Source organism: Saccharothrix syringae (assembly GCF_009498035.1).
GTDB lineage: Bacteria > Actinomycetota > Actinomycetes > Mycobacteriales > Pseudonocardiaceae > Actinosynnema > Actinosynnema syringae.
Map to the genome: position 1 here is coordinate 10,458,124 of NZ_CP034550.1, position 16,603 is coordinate 10,474,726.

Sequence of the window (16,603 nt, forward strand, 5' to 3'; positions counted from 1 at the left end):
CGCGCCGGTCGGCGAGGTCCCACCAAGCCGACCGGCGCGAAGCTCCGTTCACCGGGACGAATTCAGTCCCGAATTTCCATTGTGCAGCACTTCGGCCCACCGCCCGACTTGCGGAGTTCCGAGATGTCCACGAACACCGGCTCGAACCCGCGCCGCGCGACCTGCTCGGCCAGGTGCGTCGCCTCCACCGGCAGCACGACGTGCCGGCCGTCGGAGACGGCGTTCAGGCCCAGGCACGCCGCGTCGGCCTCGGTGGCGATGACGGCGTCCGGGAACAGGCGCCGCAGGACGCTGCGGCTGCCCGGGGAGAAGGCGTCGGGGTAGTACGCGATCAGGTCGTCGTCCAGGACGAACAGGGCCACGTCCAGGTGGTAGTACCGCGGGTCGGTCAACTGGAGGGACACCACGGGGACGCCCAGGACCTCCTGCGCCTCCGCGTGCGCCCGCGGGTCCGTGCGGAAGCCGGTGCCCGCCAGCAGGTACCTGCCGGTCCAGGTGAAGTCGCCCTCGGCCTCGTTCGTGCACTCCGGCATCACCACGTCGCGGTAGCCGTTGTCCAGGAACCAGCGGCGGAAGTGGTCGGCTTCCGCGGCTCGCTGCGGTGCGCGGAAGCGGGCGCCGAGGACCTTGCCGTCGACCACGGTGCCGGAGTTGGCCGAGAAGACCATGTCCGGCAGGCCCGGCTGGGCCTCGATGGTCTCGACCCGGTGGCCGAGCCGCTCGTAGGTCTCCTTCAGGGCGGTCCACTGCCGCATCGCCAACTCGGTGCTGACGGGCCGCGACGGGTCCATCCACGGGTTGATCGAGTACTCCACGGTGAAGTGCTCCGGCGGGCACATGAGGTACCGGCGGTTGGTCGGCACGCGCACCGGTGCGGCCGGGGCCGGCACGTCCAGCACGATCGGCCCTTCGCCGGGGCCCACGAGGGAAACCGAGGTCATGGATCGAAATGTAGATGGGCCTCCGACCATCGAACAACGCCGCGATATTGCAGGTTGTGGCCCATAATGTTGCGTGTGGACTCGATCGACCAGCGAATCATTTCGTGCCTGATGGCCAACGCCCGCTCCAGCTACGCCGACATCGGCAAGGAGGTGGGGCTGTCGGCCCCCGCGGTGAAGCGCCGGGTCGACAAGCTGCTCGACACCGGCGTGCTGCGCGGCTTCACCGCCGTCGTCGACCCCGAGCAGCTGGGCTGGGGCACCGAAGCCTTCGTGGAGGTGCACTGCCGCGGCAACGTCGCGCCCCACGACATCCAGCAGCGCCTGGAGCCGATGGCCGAGGTCATGGCCGCCTACACCGTCTCGGGCGCGGCGGACGCGATCGTGCACCTGCGGGCCGCGAACATCCACCACCTGGAGACCGCGCTGGAGCGGCTGCGGGCGGTGGAGATCATCGACCGGACCGTGTCGACCGTGGTGCTGTCCCGGCTGCTCGACCGGCCCCCGGTGCCGTAGGGGCCGGTTACCGGTTCCGTAGGGGCGGACCGCCGACGCCCGCGGGCTTAGAGTCCCCGCATGGCCGAGGTGCTGCTGGAACGTTCCGACCGCGTGGCGGTCATCACGGTGCACGACCCCGAGCGGCGCAACGCGCTCACGCTCGACCTGTCCGACGGGCTCGCCGAGGCGGTGCGGGCCTGCGAGGCCGACCCCGACGTCCACGCCGTCGTGGTGACCGGCGCTCCCCCGGCGTTCTGCGCGGGCGCGGACCTGACCGCCCTGGGCGAGGCCCGCGAGGAGGGCCTGCGGCGCATCTACGCGGGCTTCCTGGCGGTGGCGAACTGCCCCCTGCCCACCATCGCCGCGGTCGGCGGCGCGGCCGTGGGAGCCGGGCTGAACCTGGCGCTGGCCTGCGACGTGCGGCTCGCCGGCCCGGGGGCGCGGTTCGACGCCCGCTTCGTCCAGCTGGGCATCCACCCCGGCGGCGGGATGACGTGGATGCTCCAGCGGCTGGTCGGCCCGCAGACCGCGACCGCGATGACGCTGTTCGGGCAGACCTTGGACGCCGACGCGGCGGTGGCGCGCGGGCTGGCCTGGCAGCGGGTCGACGGCGGGCACGACGACCTGGTCGCCGCCGCGGTTGCCCTCGCGCACCCGGCAACCGAAGCCCCAAGGGACCTCGTCCGCACCATCAAGGCGTCGATGCGCACGACCGCGGCGCTGACCGACCACGCTCAGGCGGTGGACGTCGAGCTGGCGCCCCAGGCCGCCTCGATCGGGACACCGGAGTTCCAGGCCAGGCTCGCGGCCGCGAAGACCAGGATCAGCAGCAGGGCCTGACCTGGACAAACCCAGGCAGTAAATGTAACTTCAAGTAACAGTTACCGACCGGTACGCACAACTCCCCCTCGTCCGCCCGCCGGCGCGCCGGCAATGCACCAGGTGGGACGGGCCCTCCCGCAGAGTGGTACGCCACAGACCGGTCCACCGGCCGGCACGACTACCCTCGAAGCAGTGGGGATGGGGGTTGCACCGGCCCCGTGATGCGGGTGTGAGAAAGGGATCGGCGGAGGAATGACTACCGACGTTGGTAACGGCGCCGCCCCGGGCGGCACCGAGGTCCGCAAGCTCGACCGCGTGGTGATCCGGTTCGCCGGCGACTCCGGTGACGGCATGCAGCTCACGGGCGACCGGTTCACCTCGGAAGCCGCCGCGTTCGGCAACGACCTCGCGACCCTGCCGAACTTCCCGGCCGAGATCCGCGCACCACAGGGCACGCTGCCCGGCGTGTCCAGCTTCCAGCTGCACTTCGCCGACTACGACATCCTCACCCCCGGCGACCGCCCCGACGTGCTCGTGGCGATGAACCCGGCCGCGCTCAAGGCCAACATCGGCGACCTGCCCAAGGGCGGCACGCTGATCGTCAACACCGACGAGTTCACCAAGCGCAACCTGGTCAAGGTCGGCTACGACAGCGACCCCCTCGGTGACGGCTCCCTGGACGCCTACCAGGTCCACAAGGTCGCCATGGCCACGCTGACCATCGGCGCGCTGGAGGGCACCGGCCTGGGCAAGAAGGACGCGGAGCGGGCGAAGAACATGTTCGCCCTGGGCCTGCTGTCCTGGATGTACCACCGGCCCACCGAGGGCACCGAGCGGTTCCTGCGCGAGAAGTTCGCCCGCAAGCCCGACATCGCCGAGGCCAACGTGCTGGCGTTCCGGGCCGGCTGGAACTACGGCGAGACCACCGAGAGCTTCGCGGTCACCTACGAGGTCGCGCCCGCCAAGCTCAACACCGGCACGTACCGCCAGATCACCGGCAACACCGCGCTCGCCTACGGCATCGTCGCGGCCGGTCAGCGCGCCGAGCTGCCCGTGGTGCTGGGCACCTACCCGATCACGCCGGCCTCGGACATCCTCCACGAGCTGTCCAAGCACAAGAACTTCGGCATCACCACGCTCCAGGCCGAGGACGAGATCGCCGGCATCGGCGCGGCGCTGGGCGCCTCCTACGGCGGCGCGCTGGGCGTGACCTCGACCTCCGGCCCCGGCATCGCGCTGAAGTCCGAGACCATCGGCCTCGCGGTGATGACCGAGCTGCCGCTGGTGATCATCGACGTGCAGCGCGGCGGCCCGTCCACGGGCCTGCCGACCAAGACCGAGCAGGCCGACCTGCTCCAGGCGATGTTCGGCCGCAACGGCGAGTCGCCGGTGCCCGTGGTCGCGCCGCAGTCACCCGCGGACTGCTTCGACGCCGCCCTGGAGGCCGCGCGCATCGCGCTCGCCTACCGCACCCCGGTGATGCTGCTGTCCGACGGCGCGATCGCCAACGGCTCCGAGCCGTGGCTGATCCCCGACGTCGACGACCTGCCCGACCTGCGCGTGGAGTTCGCCACCGAGACCAACGGCCCGGACGGCGCGTTCTGGCCCTACCTGCGCGACCCGGAGACCCTGGCCCGCGCGTGGGCCGTCCCCGGCACCCCGGGCCTCCAGCACCGCATCGGCGGCCTGGAGAAGGCCGACGGCACCGGCAACATCTCCTACGACCCGGCCAACCACGACCACATGGTCCGGCTGCGCCAGCGCAAGGTCGACAACATCGAGGTGCCCGACGTCGTGGTGGACGACCCGTCCGGGCAGGCGCGCGTCCTGGTCGTCGGCTGGGGCTCGTCCTACGGCCCGATCGGCGCCGCGGCCCGCCGGGTGCGCAAGCTCGGACTGCCCGTCGCGCACGCCCACCTGCGGCACCTCAACCCGTTCCCGCGCAACCTCGGCGAGGTGCTGGGCCGCTACGAGCGGGTGATCGTGCCCGAGATGAACCTGGGCCAGCTGGCGCTGCTGCTGCGCGCCAGGTACCTGGTCGACGCCATCAGCTACACCAAGGTGCAGGGCCTGCCGTTCAAGGCGGAGGAGCTGCAGGACGTGCTCGCCGATGTGATCAAGGGAGTGTCCGAATGACCGCGACGGATCTGGGTCTGCCGGGCCTGGGGGGTCTCGCTGGTGTGCCCACCTCCGACGAGCCGCAGAAGGCCAAGGACTACAAGTCGGACCAGGAGGTCCGCTGGTGCCCCGGCTGCGGCGACTACGTGGTGCTCAACGCCGTGCAGTCCTTCCTGCCCACGCTGGGCCTCAAGCGCGAGAACATCGTGTTCATCTCGGGGATCGGCTGCTCGTCGCGGTTCCCGTACTACATGAACACCTACGGGATGCACTCCATCCACGGGCGCGCGCCGGCCATCGCGACCGGCCTGGCCGTGGCGCGGCCGGACCTGTCGGTGTGGGTGGTGACCGGTGACGGCGACGCGCTGTCCATCGGCGGCAACCACCTGATCCACACGCTGCGCCGCAACGTGAACCTCAAGATCCTGCTGTTCAACAACCGGATCTACGGCCTGACCAAGGGCCAGTACTCGCCGACCTCCGAGGCGGGCAAGGTCACCAAGTCCACGCCGTTCGGGTCGCTGGACCACCCGTTCAACCCGGTGTCGCTGGCCCTGGGCGCCGAGGCCACGTTCGTCGGCCGCGCCGTCGACTCGGACCGCGCGGGCCTGACCGAGGTGCTGCGCCAGGCGGCCGAGCACCGGGGTTCGGCGCTGGTGGAGATCTACCAGAACTGCCCGATCTTCAACGACGGCGCGTTCGACGTGCTCAAGGACGCCGACGAGGCGTCGCGGCGGATCATCAACGTCGTCGACGGGCAGCCGATCACCTTCGGCAACGGCGAGTACGCGGTCGTGCGCGAGGGCTTCGGGCTGGCCGTGGCCAAGACGTCCGAGGTGGCGGAGTCGGACGTCGTCGTGCACGACGCGGCGGACCTGAACCTGGCGTTCGCCCTGTCCCGGCTGTCGACGCAGGACCTGCGGTACACGGTGACCGGCGTGTTCCGCAACGTCGCGCGGACGACCTACGACGACGCGGCGCGCGACCAGGTGAGCGAGGCGGTGGCGGCCAAGCCCGCCGACCTCGGGGCGCTGCTGCGGGGCAAGGACACGTGGACCGTGGCCGGGTAGGCCGGTACCGGGCTGTGCGAGGACCCCTGTTCCGGAGTCTCGGGACGGGGGTCCTCGCGTTCGTACCCGGCGGGTCCGGGGCGGCGGCCGTTGTCGTTGCCGGTCACCGCCGGGCAGCGGGGTGACAGCCCGCAGTGCACCGCGGTGACGGAGCGGATGTCGGTGCCGCGCGTCGGTCCGGTCGCGCCGGGACCCGACCGGACCGTGTCCCGGTGGACGAGGCCCACGGCTCCGGGGGCAACCGCCTCCACCCGTGCCGACTCGGCATCGAGGCCGCTGTCGGCCAGCCCTGTGACCAGGCCGCCCACCGCAAGGCCGAAGGCTCCCGCGGCGGACGGCCACCCACGATCGACGGACAGGCCCACGAGCGGCGTCACGCGGCGTCGGCCTGTCCGCAGCACCGGGCGGTGGCCACCCGGTGCGACGAGCTCGCCCTCCGCTACCAGGCCACCATCCACGTCGCCGCCATCAACATCCGGCTGCACCACACCTGGAGCACGACCTGGACGAGTAATGCGTAAGTGGAGTGCGGCCGATCCCTGCCCACGGGCAGGCGCTCGGAGCCGGCCGGCTGGGCGAAGTACGGCTACTGCCGCTGGTTCCGGGGCCTGCGGCTGCACCTGGTCCGCACCCCGGCCGGGGTGCCGGTCACCCGGGCGTTGGCCGACCCGGCCTGCGGATCATCGCCGACCAGGGCCACGTCTCCCGCGACCTGGACCGGTTCCCGCACCAGCGCGGGTCCGGCTGAGCCGGCCCTCCTACCGCAACCGGACCCCGCGCCCCGGCGAGCCGCTGCTCAAGTCCGTCCGCCAGCTCGTCGAGTCGGTCAACGACACCCTCAAAGGCCAGCTCAACCTGGAACAGCACGGCGGACGCACCATCGAGGGCGTCGAAGTCCGCCACGACCGCGCCACCGGACAGGCCGTCACCCGGTCCCTGACCGCCTGCGACCACCGACCGAGTCAGAAATTGCTCGTCCAAGGGCTGTCACGTAACTGGTCTCGCGGTTGGTCGGTCGGGGATCCGGGTCAGCCGGTGAGGGCGGGGTTGTGGAGGCGGGCGATGCCGGAGGCGGTGTCGCGCAGGGTGTGGGCGGCGCGGCGGTAGTCACGCAGGATGGTCCAGTTCTCCATGCGGGCCAGGGCGTGTCCGGCGCGGGCTCGGATCGAGCGGTGAACGGTGTTGAGGTCCTCTTGCCAGTCTTCGAGCGGGCTGCCGTCGCGGGGTTCGCGGTAGGGCATGATCACGTCGGGGTTGCCCTGGTGGCCGCCGTCGGCCATGACCGGTCGGCCTGCGAGGGTGTCGGCGATGCCGGAGTCGCGGTAGACGGTGCAGTCGTTGCGGTTGCCCGGCTGCGGCTCGCCGGTGGCGATCACGAGGCGGTGGTCGCGGGTCGGGACCAGGGTGCCGTCCACGATCGCCACCTGGTCGATCCGGCGGCGCCGGACCGGGGCCAGGGCCAGCAGCGGGCCGACGGTGTCGATGCCCCGGTGGGCCGCGGCGTGGGAGACGCCGAACAACGGCCCGGGCTGCCGCATGGTCAGGTTGGTGCGCCAGTAGGTGGCCACCAGCAGCACCCGTTCGGCCAGGTCAAGCCGCCACTGCCAGCCGGGACGCCCGTCCGCGATGGCGTCACCGCCGCGCTCGGCCACCACGCGCACCAGATTGCGGAACTGCCCAGGCTGCAGGCTGGTGAACGGTGCGATCCACTCCAGCCGGGACGCCGAGATCACCTGAACCCGTGCATCATCCCAGCCGGTCAGTCGCCGAGTTACGTGACAGCCTTTAGTCCTGCGACGCGGCCGCGCCACCGAGGCGGCAAGGGCCCCGGACAAGCGGAGGGCCCCTGTTCCGCCTCCCGGAACAGGGGCCTCACGCTTTCCCTCCCCAGGGAAGCTTCGACGGCTCCGCGAACCCCGCACCCGGCCGGCCGGTCGGCGGGACTCGCTGCGCAGGCGTCCCCTCCAGGGGACCCCTGCTTTCATATTGCCGGCTGAGGCGGACTGTTGCGCAGAACTTTCGCAAGGCTGTGGACAACTCCGCCGAACCCAGGACACCCGCCGGACTCAGGGGGCCTGCCGGAAACCCGCCTTCTCCGCGTCCGCCGTGGTGCGGAACCAGACGTCGGCGCGGGTTTCGCGGAAGTTGGCCGACTCGTTGGTGAAGTACCGGCGGCCGGTGAGGGTGGCTTTGACCTGGAACTCCGGGGCCGGGGCCATGCCGTCGGACTTGGGGAGCACCGAACCCGGGCCGAAGGGGGACCTCGGGTTGAAGCCCTCCTCCTGGCTGCGGTAGCGGGTGCTGGCGCCTGCCGGGCGGCCGCCGGTGCTGGGGCTGAAGCCCACCGGGCGCGGGCGGACCGGGCGGGGTGGTGGGGTGGCCAGCGGCTCGGCCGGGGGCGGCGTGGGGGTGGGCTGCTGGGACGGCGGGGTGCGCCGGTCGCCCGGTTGGCGGACCGGGCGCTGCGGGAGACCCGCCGTGGTGGTGGTGCTGGTGGAGGCGAGCAGTTCCGGTGCGAGCTTGGGGACGAACGGCTGGTCGTTGCCCGCGGGTCGGGCCGGCTTCGGGGTGGGGCGGGGGTCCGGCTCCAGTTCGTCCTCCGGCGTGAGCAGGGGCTCGAACAGGCTGCGGGGGCGGGCCGGTTCCTCCTTCTTCTCGGCCGGGGCGGGCTGGGCGGCAGAGGTGGGGTGGGCGGGTTCCTGGGCTTCCGGTTCGACGAAGGGGGGCACGAAGGGCTCGGGGTCCGCGGGGGTGGGCTCGACGAACACCGGCTCGAACGGCTCGGGGTCGGCGGGCCGCACCTCGGCGGGCCGCACCTCACCCGAAAGCGCCTCACCAGAACGCGCCTCACCCGCAAGCGCGTCACCAGAGCGCACGTCAGCCGCCTGCACGTCAGCGGGGCGGACGTCCAGGGGGCGGATGTCGGTGGGCCGGTCGTCGGACGCGTGCCGAGGCTGGGTGGGAGCAGCAGCCTCGACCGGCTCCGGCGCCGAGTACGGCTCGGCCTCCGCCCCCCGCGCCCCCTCCGCGGGCACCGGCTTCATCACCTCGGTCCGCGGCCCGTCCGCACCGCGCCGCTCGTCCACCCGCACCGGCGCGAAGTGCCCGGTCAGGTCGTGCTCCGGCCAGACCTGGGCCTCCTCCCGGTCCACCTCCGCGATGGCCTCGGCCAGCTCGGTCGCCGGGATGAGGGTCGTCTCCTCGACCCCACCGCGCTCGGGCTCGTCCTCCTCGTCCCCGGAACGCCCCGGCACCTCGTCCTCGTGGTAGACGTCCTGGACGGCGGTCTCCTCGCGCCACACCTCGCGCGGCCGGAACGCCTCGACCTCCGGCGGCGCGGTGGGCTGCTCCCGGCGCGGCGCGACCTCGGCCACCGGCACGGGCGGCAGCAGGCGCGTCTCCTCGGCCGGCGGCTCCGGCTCCTCCTCGACCCCCCGGTGCACCGGGACGGGCTGCGCCGGCGTCTCCGGGGCCTGCCGGTCGAACAGGCTGCGCGGCCGGTCGTCCTCCAGCTCCGGGAAGTCGTGCTCCTCCTCGAAGTCCGACAGCGGCCGGTGCTCGTCGTCCAGCTCTTCGAGCAGGTCCTCGCGCTTGTCGAGCTTCAGGTCGGACACGTCGTAGCGCGGCGGTTCGGTGGTCAGCACGTCGTCGACCAGCGAGCGGGGCGGCTCGGCGTCCCAGTCGGAGGACCGCTCCCGCACGGCGGTCGCCGTCGTGACGGAACGCGGCGCGGCCAGGGCGCGGTCCTCCGCCTCCTCCAGCCGCCGCTTCGCCGGGCGGACCATGACCAGCCAGGTCAGCGCGACGCCTGCGGCGAACGACAGCAGGCTCCACAGCCACACCTGCCCGAAGAGCGAACTCACGGGAGACCCTCCCACCGCTGCTTGTTCCACCCCGACACGCTCCGCTTCCGGGTATTCACCCGGTCGGGGAAGCGGTGTCAAACTACCCTGACCCCGTCCCCGAGCGCGTGCGGCCGGCCGGACGTGGGGCGCCACCCCGATGGTAGGCCATTCGGAGCAGCCGACCAGCCAAAACGGACGGCGTACAGTGGTCCCCGTGCCGCCCTTGAACAGCGCGTCCGCTGCTCCGGCGCGCACCGCACCCGCGAGCCGGGGCGTCGCCCTCGGCGCGGGCGCCTACGTCATCTGGGGCCTGGTCCCCGCGTACTGGCCCTTCCTCCAGCCCGCCGGGTCCGTCGAGGTGCTGGCTCACCGGATCGCCTGGTCCCTGGTGGTGATGGCGGTCATCACCACCGCCCTGCACCGCTGGTCGGACCTGCGCCGGCTGTCCGGGCGCGGCTGGCTCATGGTGACCGCCGCGTCGGTGCTGATCGCGGTCAACTGGGGCGTCTACATCCACGCGGTCAACACGCGGCACGTGGTCGAGGCCGCGCTCGGCTACTTCATCAACCCGCTGGTCAGCGTCCTGCTCGGCGTCTTCGTGCTCCGCGAACGCCTGCGCGTCGCCCAGTGCGCGGCCCTGGCCGTCGCGGTGGCCGCGGTCGTGGTGCTGGCCGTGGACTACGGGCGGCTGCCCTGGATCTCGCTGGTGCTGGCCGGCTCGTTCGGCCTCTACGGCCTGCTGAAGAAGACCGTGCCGCTGGACGCGACGGCGAGCCTGACCGCGGAGAGCGCGGTGCTGGCGCCGGTGGCCGCGGGCTACCTGCTCTGGCTCGGCCCCGCGGGCACCTTCCACGACCACGGCTGGGGCCACGCGCTGTGGCTGGCGTCCGCGGGCCTGGTCACCGCCGTGCCGCTGATCATGTTCGGCGCCGGGGCGCGGCTGGTGCCGCTGGCCACGATGGGCATGCTCCAGTACCTCGCCCCGGTGCTCCAGTTCGCCTGGGGCGTGTTCGTGGCGCACGAGCCGATGCCCGCGTCGCGCTGGATCGGCTTCGCCCTGGTCTGGGTGGCGCTGGTGGTCTTCACCGCGGACGCGGTGCGCGGCAGCCGTCGCCGGCTGCCGGTGGCCGACCCGGCCTAGGTGGTCGACCCGACCCAGGTGACCGACCCGACCTAGTGCGAGCGGGACACCACGTACTCGCTGACCGACTCCAGGGCGTCGCGCGCGGCACCCGCCGGCAGCACGTCCAGCGTGGCCCGCGCCCGCGCCGCGTAGTCGTCCAGGGTGCGGCGCGCCCGGGTCAGCCCGGAGGACGACCGCAGCAGCTCCAGCGCCTCGAACACCTCGGCGTCGTCGAGGATGGGACCGGCGAGCAGCCGCGCCAGCCGCGAGTCCGGCTCGTCCTCCAGCGCGTAGAGCATGGGCAGGGTCTTCACGCCCTCGCGCAGGTCGGTGCCCGGCGTCTTGCCCGACTCCTCCGACGGCGAGGCGATGTCGATGACGTCGTCGGAGATCTGGAACGCCGCGCCGATGACCTCGCCGTACGCGCGCAGCGCCTCCACCTGCTCGGGCGAGACGTCGGAGAACATCGCGCCGAAGCGGGCGGCGGTGGCGATCAGCGACCCGGTCTTCTCCGCGATCGTGGTCAGGTAGTGCGACACCGGGTCCTCGCCCTGGCGCGGGCCCATGGTCTCGCGCATCTGGCCGGTGACCAGCTCGGAGAACGTCTCGGCGATGATCCGCGCCGCCCCGGTGCCCAGGTCGGCCACCAGCGCGGAGGCGTGCGCGAACAGGTAGTCGCCGGTGAGGATGGCGATGCTGTTGTCCCACTTGGCGTTGGCCGACGCCGCGCCGCGGCGCATGGTGGCCTCGTCCATCACGTCGTCGTGGTAGAGCGTGGCCAGGTGGGTGAGCTCGACGACCGCCGCGGCCTTGATCACGCTGTCGCGGTCCCACGAACCGCCGAACTGGGCGGACAGGATGGTGAACAGCGGGCGGATGCGCTTGCCGCCCGCCTCGACCAGGTGCAGGGACGTCTCCATCACCGGGTGGAACTCGCTCTGCACGACCTTGTGCAGCAGCTCCTCCACCTCGGCCAGACCGCCCTGCACCACCTCCGCGAGCACGGGGTCCGCCAACCGGAACCCCGTCCCCGCCCGCTCGCTACTGGTCACGACTGCAGAGCCTACGTACCACTAGAAGATGAACGCGCCGGTACCCGCCCATTCGAGCACCTTCGGCGGCCAGACGCCGAGCACGAGGGTGAACAGCACGCCCATCGTGATCGCCATCGTGGTGAAGGCACCCGGCACGCTCACCGCCGGGCCGTCGGCGGCGGGCTCGCTGAAGTACATCAGCACGATCACCCGCAGGTAGAAGAACGCGGCCACCGCGCTGGCCACCAGCGCGATCACCACCAGCGGCACCATGTCCGCCTCGACCGCGGCCGCGAACACCACGAACTTGCCGACGAAACCGCTGGTCAGCGGCAGGCCGGCGAGCGCGAGCAGCAGGAAGGTGAACACGCCCGCCACCACCGGCGACCGCTTGGCCAGGCCCGCCCACTGCGACAGGTGGGTGGCCTCGCCGTCGGCGTTGCGCACCAGGCTGACCACGCCGAACGCGGCGATCGTGGTGAAGCCGTAGGCCATCAGGTAGAACATCGTGCCCGACAGCCCCTGGTCGTTCAGCGAGATCGCGCCGACGAGCAGGAAGCCCGCGTGCGCCACCGACGAGTAGGCGATCATGCGCTTGACGTCGGTCTGGGTCAGGCCCAGCACCGCGCCGATCACCATCGACGCGATGGCCACGCCCCAGAGCACGCCCTCCCACTCCCAGCTGGACCGCTCGAACGCGCCGTAGAGCACGCGCAGGATGCCGCCGAACGCGGCGACCTTCGTGCACGCCGCCATGAACGCCGTCACCGGCGTCGGCGAGCCCTGGTAGACGTCCGGGGTCCAGGCGTGGAACGGGCCGACCGATGCCTTGAACAGCAGGCCCACCACCAGCAGGCCGAAGCCCGCGTACAGCAGCGTGTCGGACCGGTCGGTGGCCGTGGTGGCGGTGGCGATGTCGGCCAGCTTCACCGAGCCCGCGTAGCCGTAGAGCAGGGCCACGCCGTAGAGGAAGAACGCCGACGCGAACGCGCCCAGCAGGAAGTACTTCACCGCAGCCTCCTGCGACAGCAGGCGGCGGCGGCGCGCCAGGCCGCACATCAGGTACAGCGGCAGCGACAGCACTTCCAGCGCGATGAACATGGTGAGCAGGTCGTTGGCCGCGACGAAGGTCATCATGCCGCCGAGCGCGAACAGCGTCAGCGGGAACACCTCGGTCTGCATGCCGAACCGGGACGCCTGCTCGCGCGTCATCAGCGCCGCGCCCGGCCCGCCCTGGGGCGCGCCGGGCCGGTCGCGGTAGATGCCGCCGGTGGGCGACGCCTCCGGCATGAACGCGCCGCCGGGCTCGACGGACCGGTCCGCGATCAGCAGCACCGCGCCCAGGGCGAGCAGCAGCAGCGTGGCCCACAGGAAGATCGTCGGCTGGTCGACCGAGATGGTGCCCGAGAAGGTGGTCCGGCCCTGCTCGGGCGCGTCGGAGGCGTAGCCGATCAGCAGCACGCCCGCGCCGACCAGGGTGACCAGGGTGAGCGCGACCTGCGCGCCCCACCGCGCCGTCTTGGGCAGGAAAGCCTCGACGAGCACGCCGGCGCACGCCGCGCCGAGCACGACCAACAACGGCCACACCGCCGAGTACTCGATCTCCGGCGCTTGGAGCCGCTCCACCTGCGAGAGGAACGTCGTCACGTCACTTGCCTTCCTGCGCGACCGGGTCGGCCACCCCGACCTCGCTGAGCGTCGCCCCGACGGACGGGGTGATCACGTCCAACACCGGCTTCGGGTAGAAGCCCAGCACCAAGATCAGCGCCACGAGCGGGGCGAGCACGGCCAGCTCGCGCTTGTTCAGGTCGGGCACGGACGCGCGCTCGGGGTCGACCGCCGCGCCGGGGCCGCCCACCAGGTCCACCAGCGCGCTGCCGCGCACCGGGCCCTGGAAGACCCGCTGGTAGAGCCACAGCACGTACAGGGCGGCGAGGACCATGCCGACCGCGGCGACGACCGTGTAGACCGGCTGGTTCGGGTAGGAGCCGATGAGCACCAGGAACTCGCTGACGAACGAGTTGGTGCCCGGCAGCGCCAGCGACGACAGGCCCGCCAGGAAGAACAGCCCGCCCAGCACCGGGGTCAGCTTGGCCATGCCGCCGTAGTCCTCGATCAGGCGCGACCCGCCGCGGGCCATCACCATGCCGACGACCAGGAACAGCATGCCGGTGGAGATGCCGTGGTTGACCATGTAGAGCACCGCGCCCGCGCCGGCCTGCGAGCTGAACGCGAAGATGCCCAGCGCGATGAAGCCGAAGTGCGCGATCGAGGTGTAGGCCACGAACCGCTTCATGTCGGACTGGCCCACGGCCAGCAGCGAGCCGTAGACGATGCCCACGACCGCGAGCACGAGCACCAGCGGCGCGAGCTCCCGGCTCGCCGCCGGGAACAGCGGCAGGCAGTAGCGCAGGAAGCCGAACGTGCCGATCTTGTCCAGCACGCCGACCAGCAGCACGCCCGCGCCCACCGGCGCCTCGGCACCGGCGTCGGGCAGCCACGTGTGCAGCGGCACCAGCGGCGCCTTGATGGCGAAGGCCACGAAGAAGCCGAGGAACAGCCAGATCTGCGTGGACAGCGGCGCGTCCCGGGTGACGGTGACCAGGGTCTCCCAGTCGAACGTGCCCTGGCCGATCTCCTCCCGGCTCACCACGTACAGGCCGATCACCGAGGCCAGCATGATCAGGCCGCCGAACAGCGAGTACAGGAAGAACTTCATGGCCGCGTACTGCCGGTTCGGCCCGCCGAAGCGGCCGATCAGGAAGTACATCGGGACCAGCACGGCCTCGAAGAACACGTAGAACAGGAACACGTCGGTGGCGGCGAACACGCCGACCATGCCGGTCTGCATGGCCAGCAGCAGCGCCAGGAACCCGCCCGCGCTGCGGCCCTCGGGCAGCCGGTCGGCCCACGAGCCGCCGATCACCACGGGCACCAGGATCGCGATCAGCGCGATCATCACCAGCGCGATGCCGTCCACGCCGAACGACAGGTGCACGCCCAGCGCCGGGATCCAGTCCGCCGAGCTGGTCAGCTGCAACCGCTCGCCGCCGGGGTCGTAGGCGGTCCACGCCAGCACGGCGAGGGCCAGCTCGACCAGCGACACCGCCAGCGCGACCGACTTGGCCAGGCCGTCGTTGCCCCGCAGGAACGCCACCACCAGGCTGCCCACCAGGGGCAGCAGGAGCAGCGCGATCAGCACCCAGCTCACGAGAACCTCACCATCAGCAGCGCGCCCAGGACGAAGACCGCACCCAGGAGCATGGAGAGCGCGTACGAGCGGACGAACCCGGTCTGGAGCCTGCGCAGCCGGCCCGAGCTACCGCCCAGCAGCGCCGCCGACCCGTTGACCAGGCCGTCGACGCCCTTGTTGTCGACGAACACCAGCGCGCGGGTGAGCCAGGTGCCCGGCCGCGCGAACAGCGCCTCGTTGAGCGCGTTGCCGTACAGGTCGTTGCGCGCGGCGCGGACCGGGAACGACACCCGCTGCGGGCGCTCCACCGGCTGGTCGCCGCGCAGGAACAGGGCGAACCCGAGCAGCGCGCCCAGCAGCGACAGGCCCAGCACCAGGAAGTTGACCACGGTGTGGTCGAGCACGCCGTGCGCCTCCTGGAGCTCGCCCAGCGACGGGGCGAGCCAGCCGGCCAGGTTGTGGTCCGACTCGAAGAACCAGCCCGCGCCGACCGAGCCGAAGGCCAGCACGATCATCGGGATCGTCATGGTCAGCGGCGACTCGTGCGGGTGGTACTCGCGGCCGTCCTCGGAGCGCAGCCCGGTGTAGCGCGGCTTGCCCAGGAACACCAGGACGAACAGGCGGGTCATGTAGAACGCGGTGATGCCCGCGCCCAGGGCCGCGACGCCGCCGAACACCCAGCCGCGCCACCCCTCCATGCCGAACGCCGCGCCGATGATGGCGTCCTTGGAGAAGTAGCCGGACAGGAACGGGAAGCCGATCAGCGCCAGGTAGCCGAGCGTCCAGGTGACGAAGGTGATCGGCATCTTCTTGGCCAGGCCGCCCATCCGGCGGATGTTGCCCTCGTCGTTCATGCCGTGCATGACCGAACCGGCGCCGAGGAACAGCCCGGCCTTGAAGAAGCCGTGCGTGAGCAGGTGCATGATGCCCAGCGCGTAGCCGATCGGGCCCAGGCCCACGGCCAGGATCATGTAGCCGATCTGGCTGACCGTGGAGTAGGCCAGCACCTTCTTGAAGTCGTCGTAGGCGCAGCCGATGACGCACCCGATCAGCAGCGTCAGCGCGCCGATGATCATCACGACCAGGCGGCCGTCCTCGGACAGGTTGTAGATCGGGTTGGACCGGGCGATGAGGTACACGCCCGCGGTGACCATGGTGGCCGCGTGGATCAGGGCGGACACCGGGGTGGGGCCGGCCATCGCGTCGGGCAACCACGCCTGGAGCGGGAACTGGCCGGACTTGCCGCACGCGCCGAGCAGCAGCAGGAGCGTGACGGCCAGGACCTCGGCCGAGGACAGCTCGCCGACGCGGGCGAACACCTCGGTGTACTGGGTGGTGCCCAGCTCCTTGAACAGGATGAAGATGGCGATCGCGAGGCCCAGGTCGCCGACCCGGTTCATCAGGAACGCCTTCTTCGCGGCCGACGCCGCCTCCGGCTTGTACTGGTACCAGCCGATGAGCAGGTAGGAGGCGAGGCCCACGCCCTCCCAGCCGAAGTACAGGGTCACGAAGCCGTTGCCCAGCACCAGCAGCAGCATCGCGGCGACGAACAGGTTCAGGTAGGCGAAGAACTTCCGCCGCCCGGCCTCGTGCGCCATGTAGCCGATCGAGTAGATGTGGATCAGCGCGCCCACACCGGTGATGAGCAGCACGAACGTCAACGACAGCGGGTCCAGGCGCAGCCCGAACTCCACGTTCAGCGCGTTGACCGGCACCCAGTCGAACAGGTGCAGCTCGCTGGTGCGCTCCTCCGGGCCCTTGGCGAGCACGTCGGCGAACAGCGCGACCCCGTACCCGAACGCGGCGATCACGGTGGCGCAGCCCAGCAGGTGACCCCACTTGTCGGTGCGCCGGCCGCCGAGCAGCAGCACCAGCGCGCCGAACGCCGGCAGGGCGAGCAACAGCCAGGCGAGACTCCCGATCCCGCCGGCCGCAACAGGTTCCGTCACCGGTGACCCC

At 71.7% G+C, this 16,603-nt stretch carries 13 protein-coding genes and 1 pseudogene; 7 read left to right on the forward strand and 7 right to left on the reverse strand.

The genetic code is table 11. From position 1 onward, the window contains the following. Positions 1-62 precede the first annotated feature (62 nt). Positions 63-941 (reverse strand): dimethylargininase, encoded by an 879-nt coding sequence (gene ddaH / locus EKG83_RS44365; protein WP_084716048.1) that lies wholly within the window; start codon positions 939-941, stop codon positions 63-65. A 75-nt stretch (positions 942-1,016) separates the two neighbouring features. On the opposite strand from ddaH, the gene EKG83_RS44370 reads away from it, so the two are divergent. From EKG83_RS44370 to EKG83_RS50085, 6 genes and pseudogenes are all read left to right on the forward strand, one after another. Further along, a complete protein-coding gene (locus EKG83_RS44370) occupies positions 1,017-1,457 on the forward strand; it encodes an Lrp/AsnC family transcriptional regulator (protein ID WP_033428536.1) in 441 nt (146 codons plus the stop codon). Positions 1,458-1,517: 60 nt separating this feature from the next. Next, a complete protein-coding gene (locus EKG83_RS44375) occupies positions 1,518-2,279 on the forward strand; it encodes an enoyl-CoA hydratase (protein ID WP_033428535.1) in 762 nt (253 codons plus the stop codon). Positions 2,280-2,513: 234 nt separating this feature from the next. Then, the gene (locus EKG83_RS44380; protein ID WP_033428534.1) at positions 2,514-4,397 is read left to right on the forward strand and encodes a 2-oxoacid:acceptor oxidoreductase subunit alpha; all 1,884 of its coding nucleotides are present in this window, start codon (positions 2,514-2,516) and stop codon (positions 4,395-4,397) included. After that, positions 4,394-5,449 carry a 2-oxoacid:ferredoxin oxidoreductase subunit beta gene (locus EKG83_RS44385; RefSeq protein WP_033428533.1) on the forward strand — a complete coding sequence of 352 codons (1,056 nt, stop codon included), beginning with the start codon at positions 4,394-4,396 and terminating at the stop codon, positions 5,447-5,449. Before EKG83_RS44380 ends, EKG83_RS44385 begins: the two co-directional genes overlap by 4 nt. 212 nt (positions 5,450-5,661) lie before the next feature. Then, the gene (locus tag EKG83_RS44390) at positions 5,662-5,970 is read left to right on the forward strand and encodes a hypothetical protein (RefSeq protein WP_153278810.1); all 309 of its coding nucleotides are present in this window, start codon (positions 5,662-5,664) and stop codon (positions 5,968-5,970) included. Then, positions 5,971-6,403: pseudogene (locus tag EKG83_RS50085) on the forward strand (IS982 family transposase); the annotation flags it as partial. A 74-nt stretch (positions 6,404-6,477) separates the two neighbouring features. Here EKG83_RS50085 and EKG83_RS44395 read toward each other — a convergent pair. Next, positions 6,478-7,212 carry a transposase family protein gene (locus EKG83_RS44395; RefSeq protein ID WP_051764748.1) on the reverse strand — a complete coding sequence of 245 codons (735 nt, stop codon included), beginning with the start codon at positions 7,210-7,212 and terminating at the stop codon, positions 6,478-6,480. 303 nt (positions 7,213-7,515) lie between these two features. After that, a complete protein-coding gene (locus tag EKG83_RS44400) occupies positions 7,516-9,312 on the reverse strand; it encodes a sunset domain-containing protein (RefSeq protein ID WP_153278811.1) in 1,797 nt (598 codons plus the stop codon). Positions 9,313-9,508: 196 nt separating this feature from the next. On the opposite strand from EKG83_RS44400, the gene rarD reads away from it, so the two are divergent. Then, positions 9,509-10,435 carry an EamA family transporter RarD gene (gene rarD / locus EKG83_RS44405; protein WP_051764746.1) on the forward strand — a complete coding sequence of 309 codons (927 nt, stop codon included), beginning with the start codon at positions 9,509-9,511 and terminating at the stop codon, positions 10,433-10,435. A 32-nt stretch (positions 10,436-10,467) separates the two neighbouring features. On the opposite strand, the gene EKG83_RS44410 is transcribed toward rarD, so the two are convergent. From EKG83_RS44410 to nuoL, 4 genes are read right to left on the reverse strand one after another with little or no spacing between them, the layout of a single operon-like run. Continuing rightward, entirely contained in the window at positions 10,468-11,469 is a 1,002-nt protein-coding gene (locus tag EKG83_RS44410; protein ID WP_033428528.1) for a polyprenyl synthetase family protein, read from the reverse strand. Between the two features lie 21 nt (positions 11,470-11,490). Continuing rightward, positions 11,491-13,098 carry an NADH-quinone oxidoreductase subunit NuoN gene (gene nuoN, locus EKG83_RS44415; RefSeq protein WP_033428527.1) on the reverse strand — a complete coding sequence of 536 codons (1,608 nt, stop codon included), beginning with the start codon at positions 13,096-13,098 and terminating at the stop codon, positions 11,491-11,493. 1 nt (position 13,099) lies between these two features. Next, positions 13,100-14,662: an NADH-quinone oxidoreductase subunit M gene (locus tag EKG83_RS44420; protein ID WP_033428526.1), complete on the reverse strand. Its 1,563-nt coding sequence runs from the start codon at positions 14,660-14,662 to the stop codon at positions 13,100-13,102. Further along, on the reverse strand, positions 14,659-16,593 hold the full coding sequence (nuoL, locus tag EKG83_RS44425) for an NADH-quinone oxidoreductase subunit L (protein WP_407690748.1): 1,935 nt from the start codon (positions 16,591-16,593) through the stop codon (positions 14,659-14,661). Before nuoL ends, EKG83_RS44420 begins: the two co-directional genes overlap by 4 nt. Between the last annotated feature and the right edge of the window lie 10 nt (positions 16,594-16,603).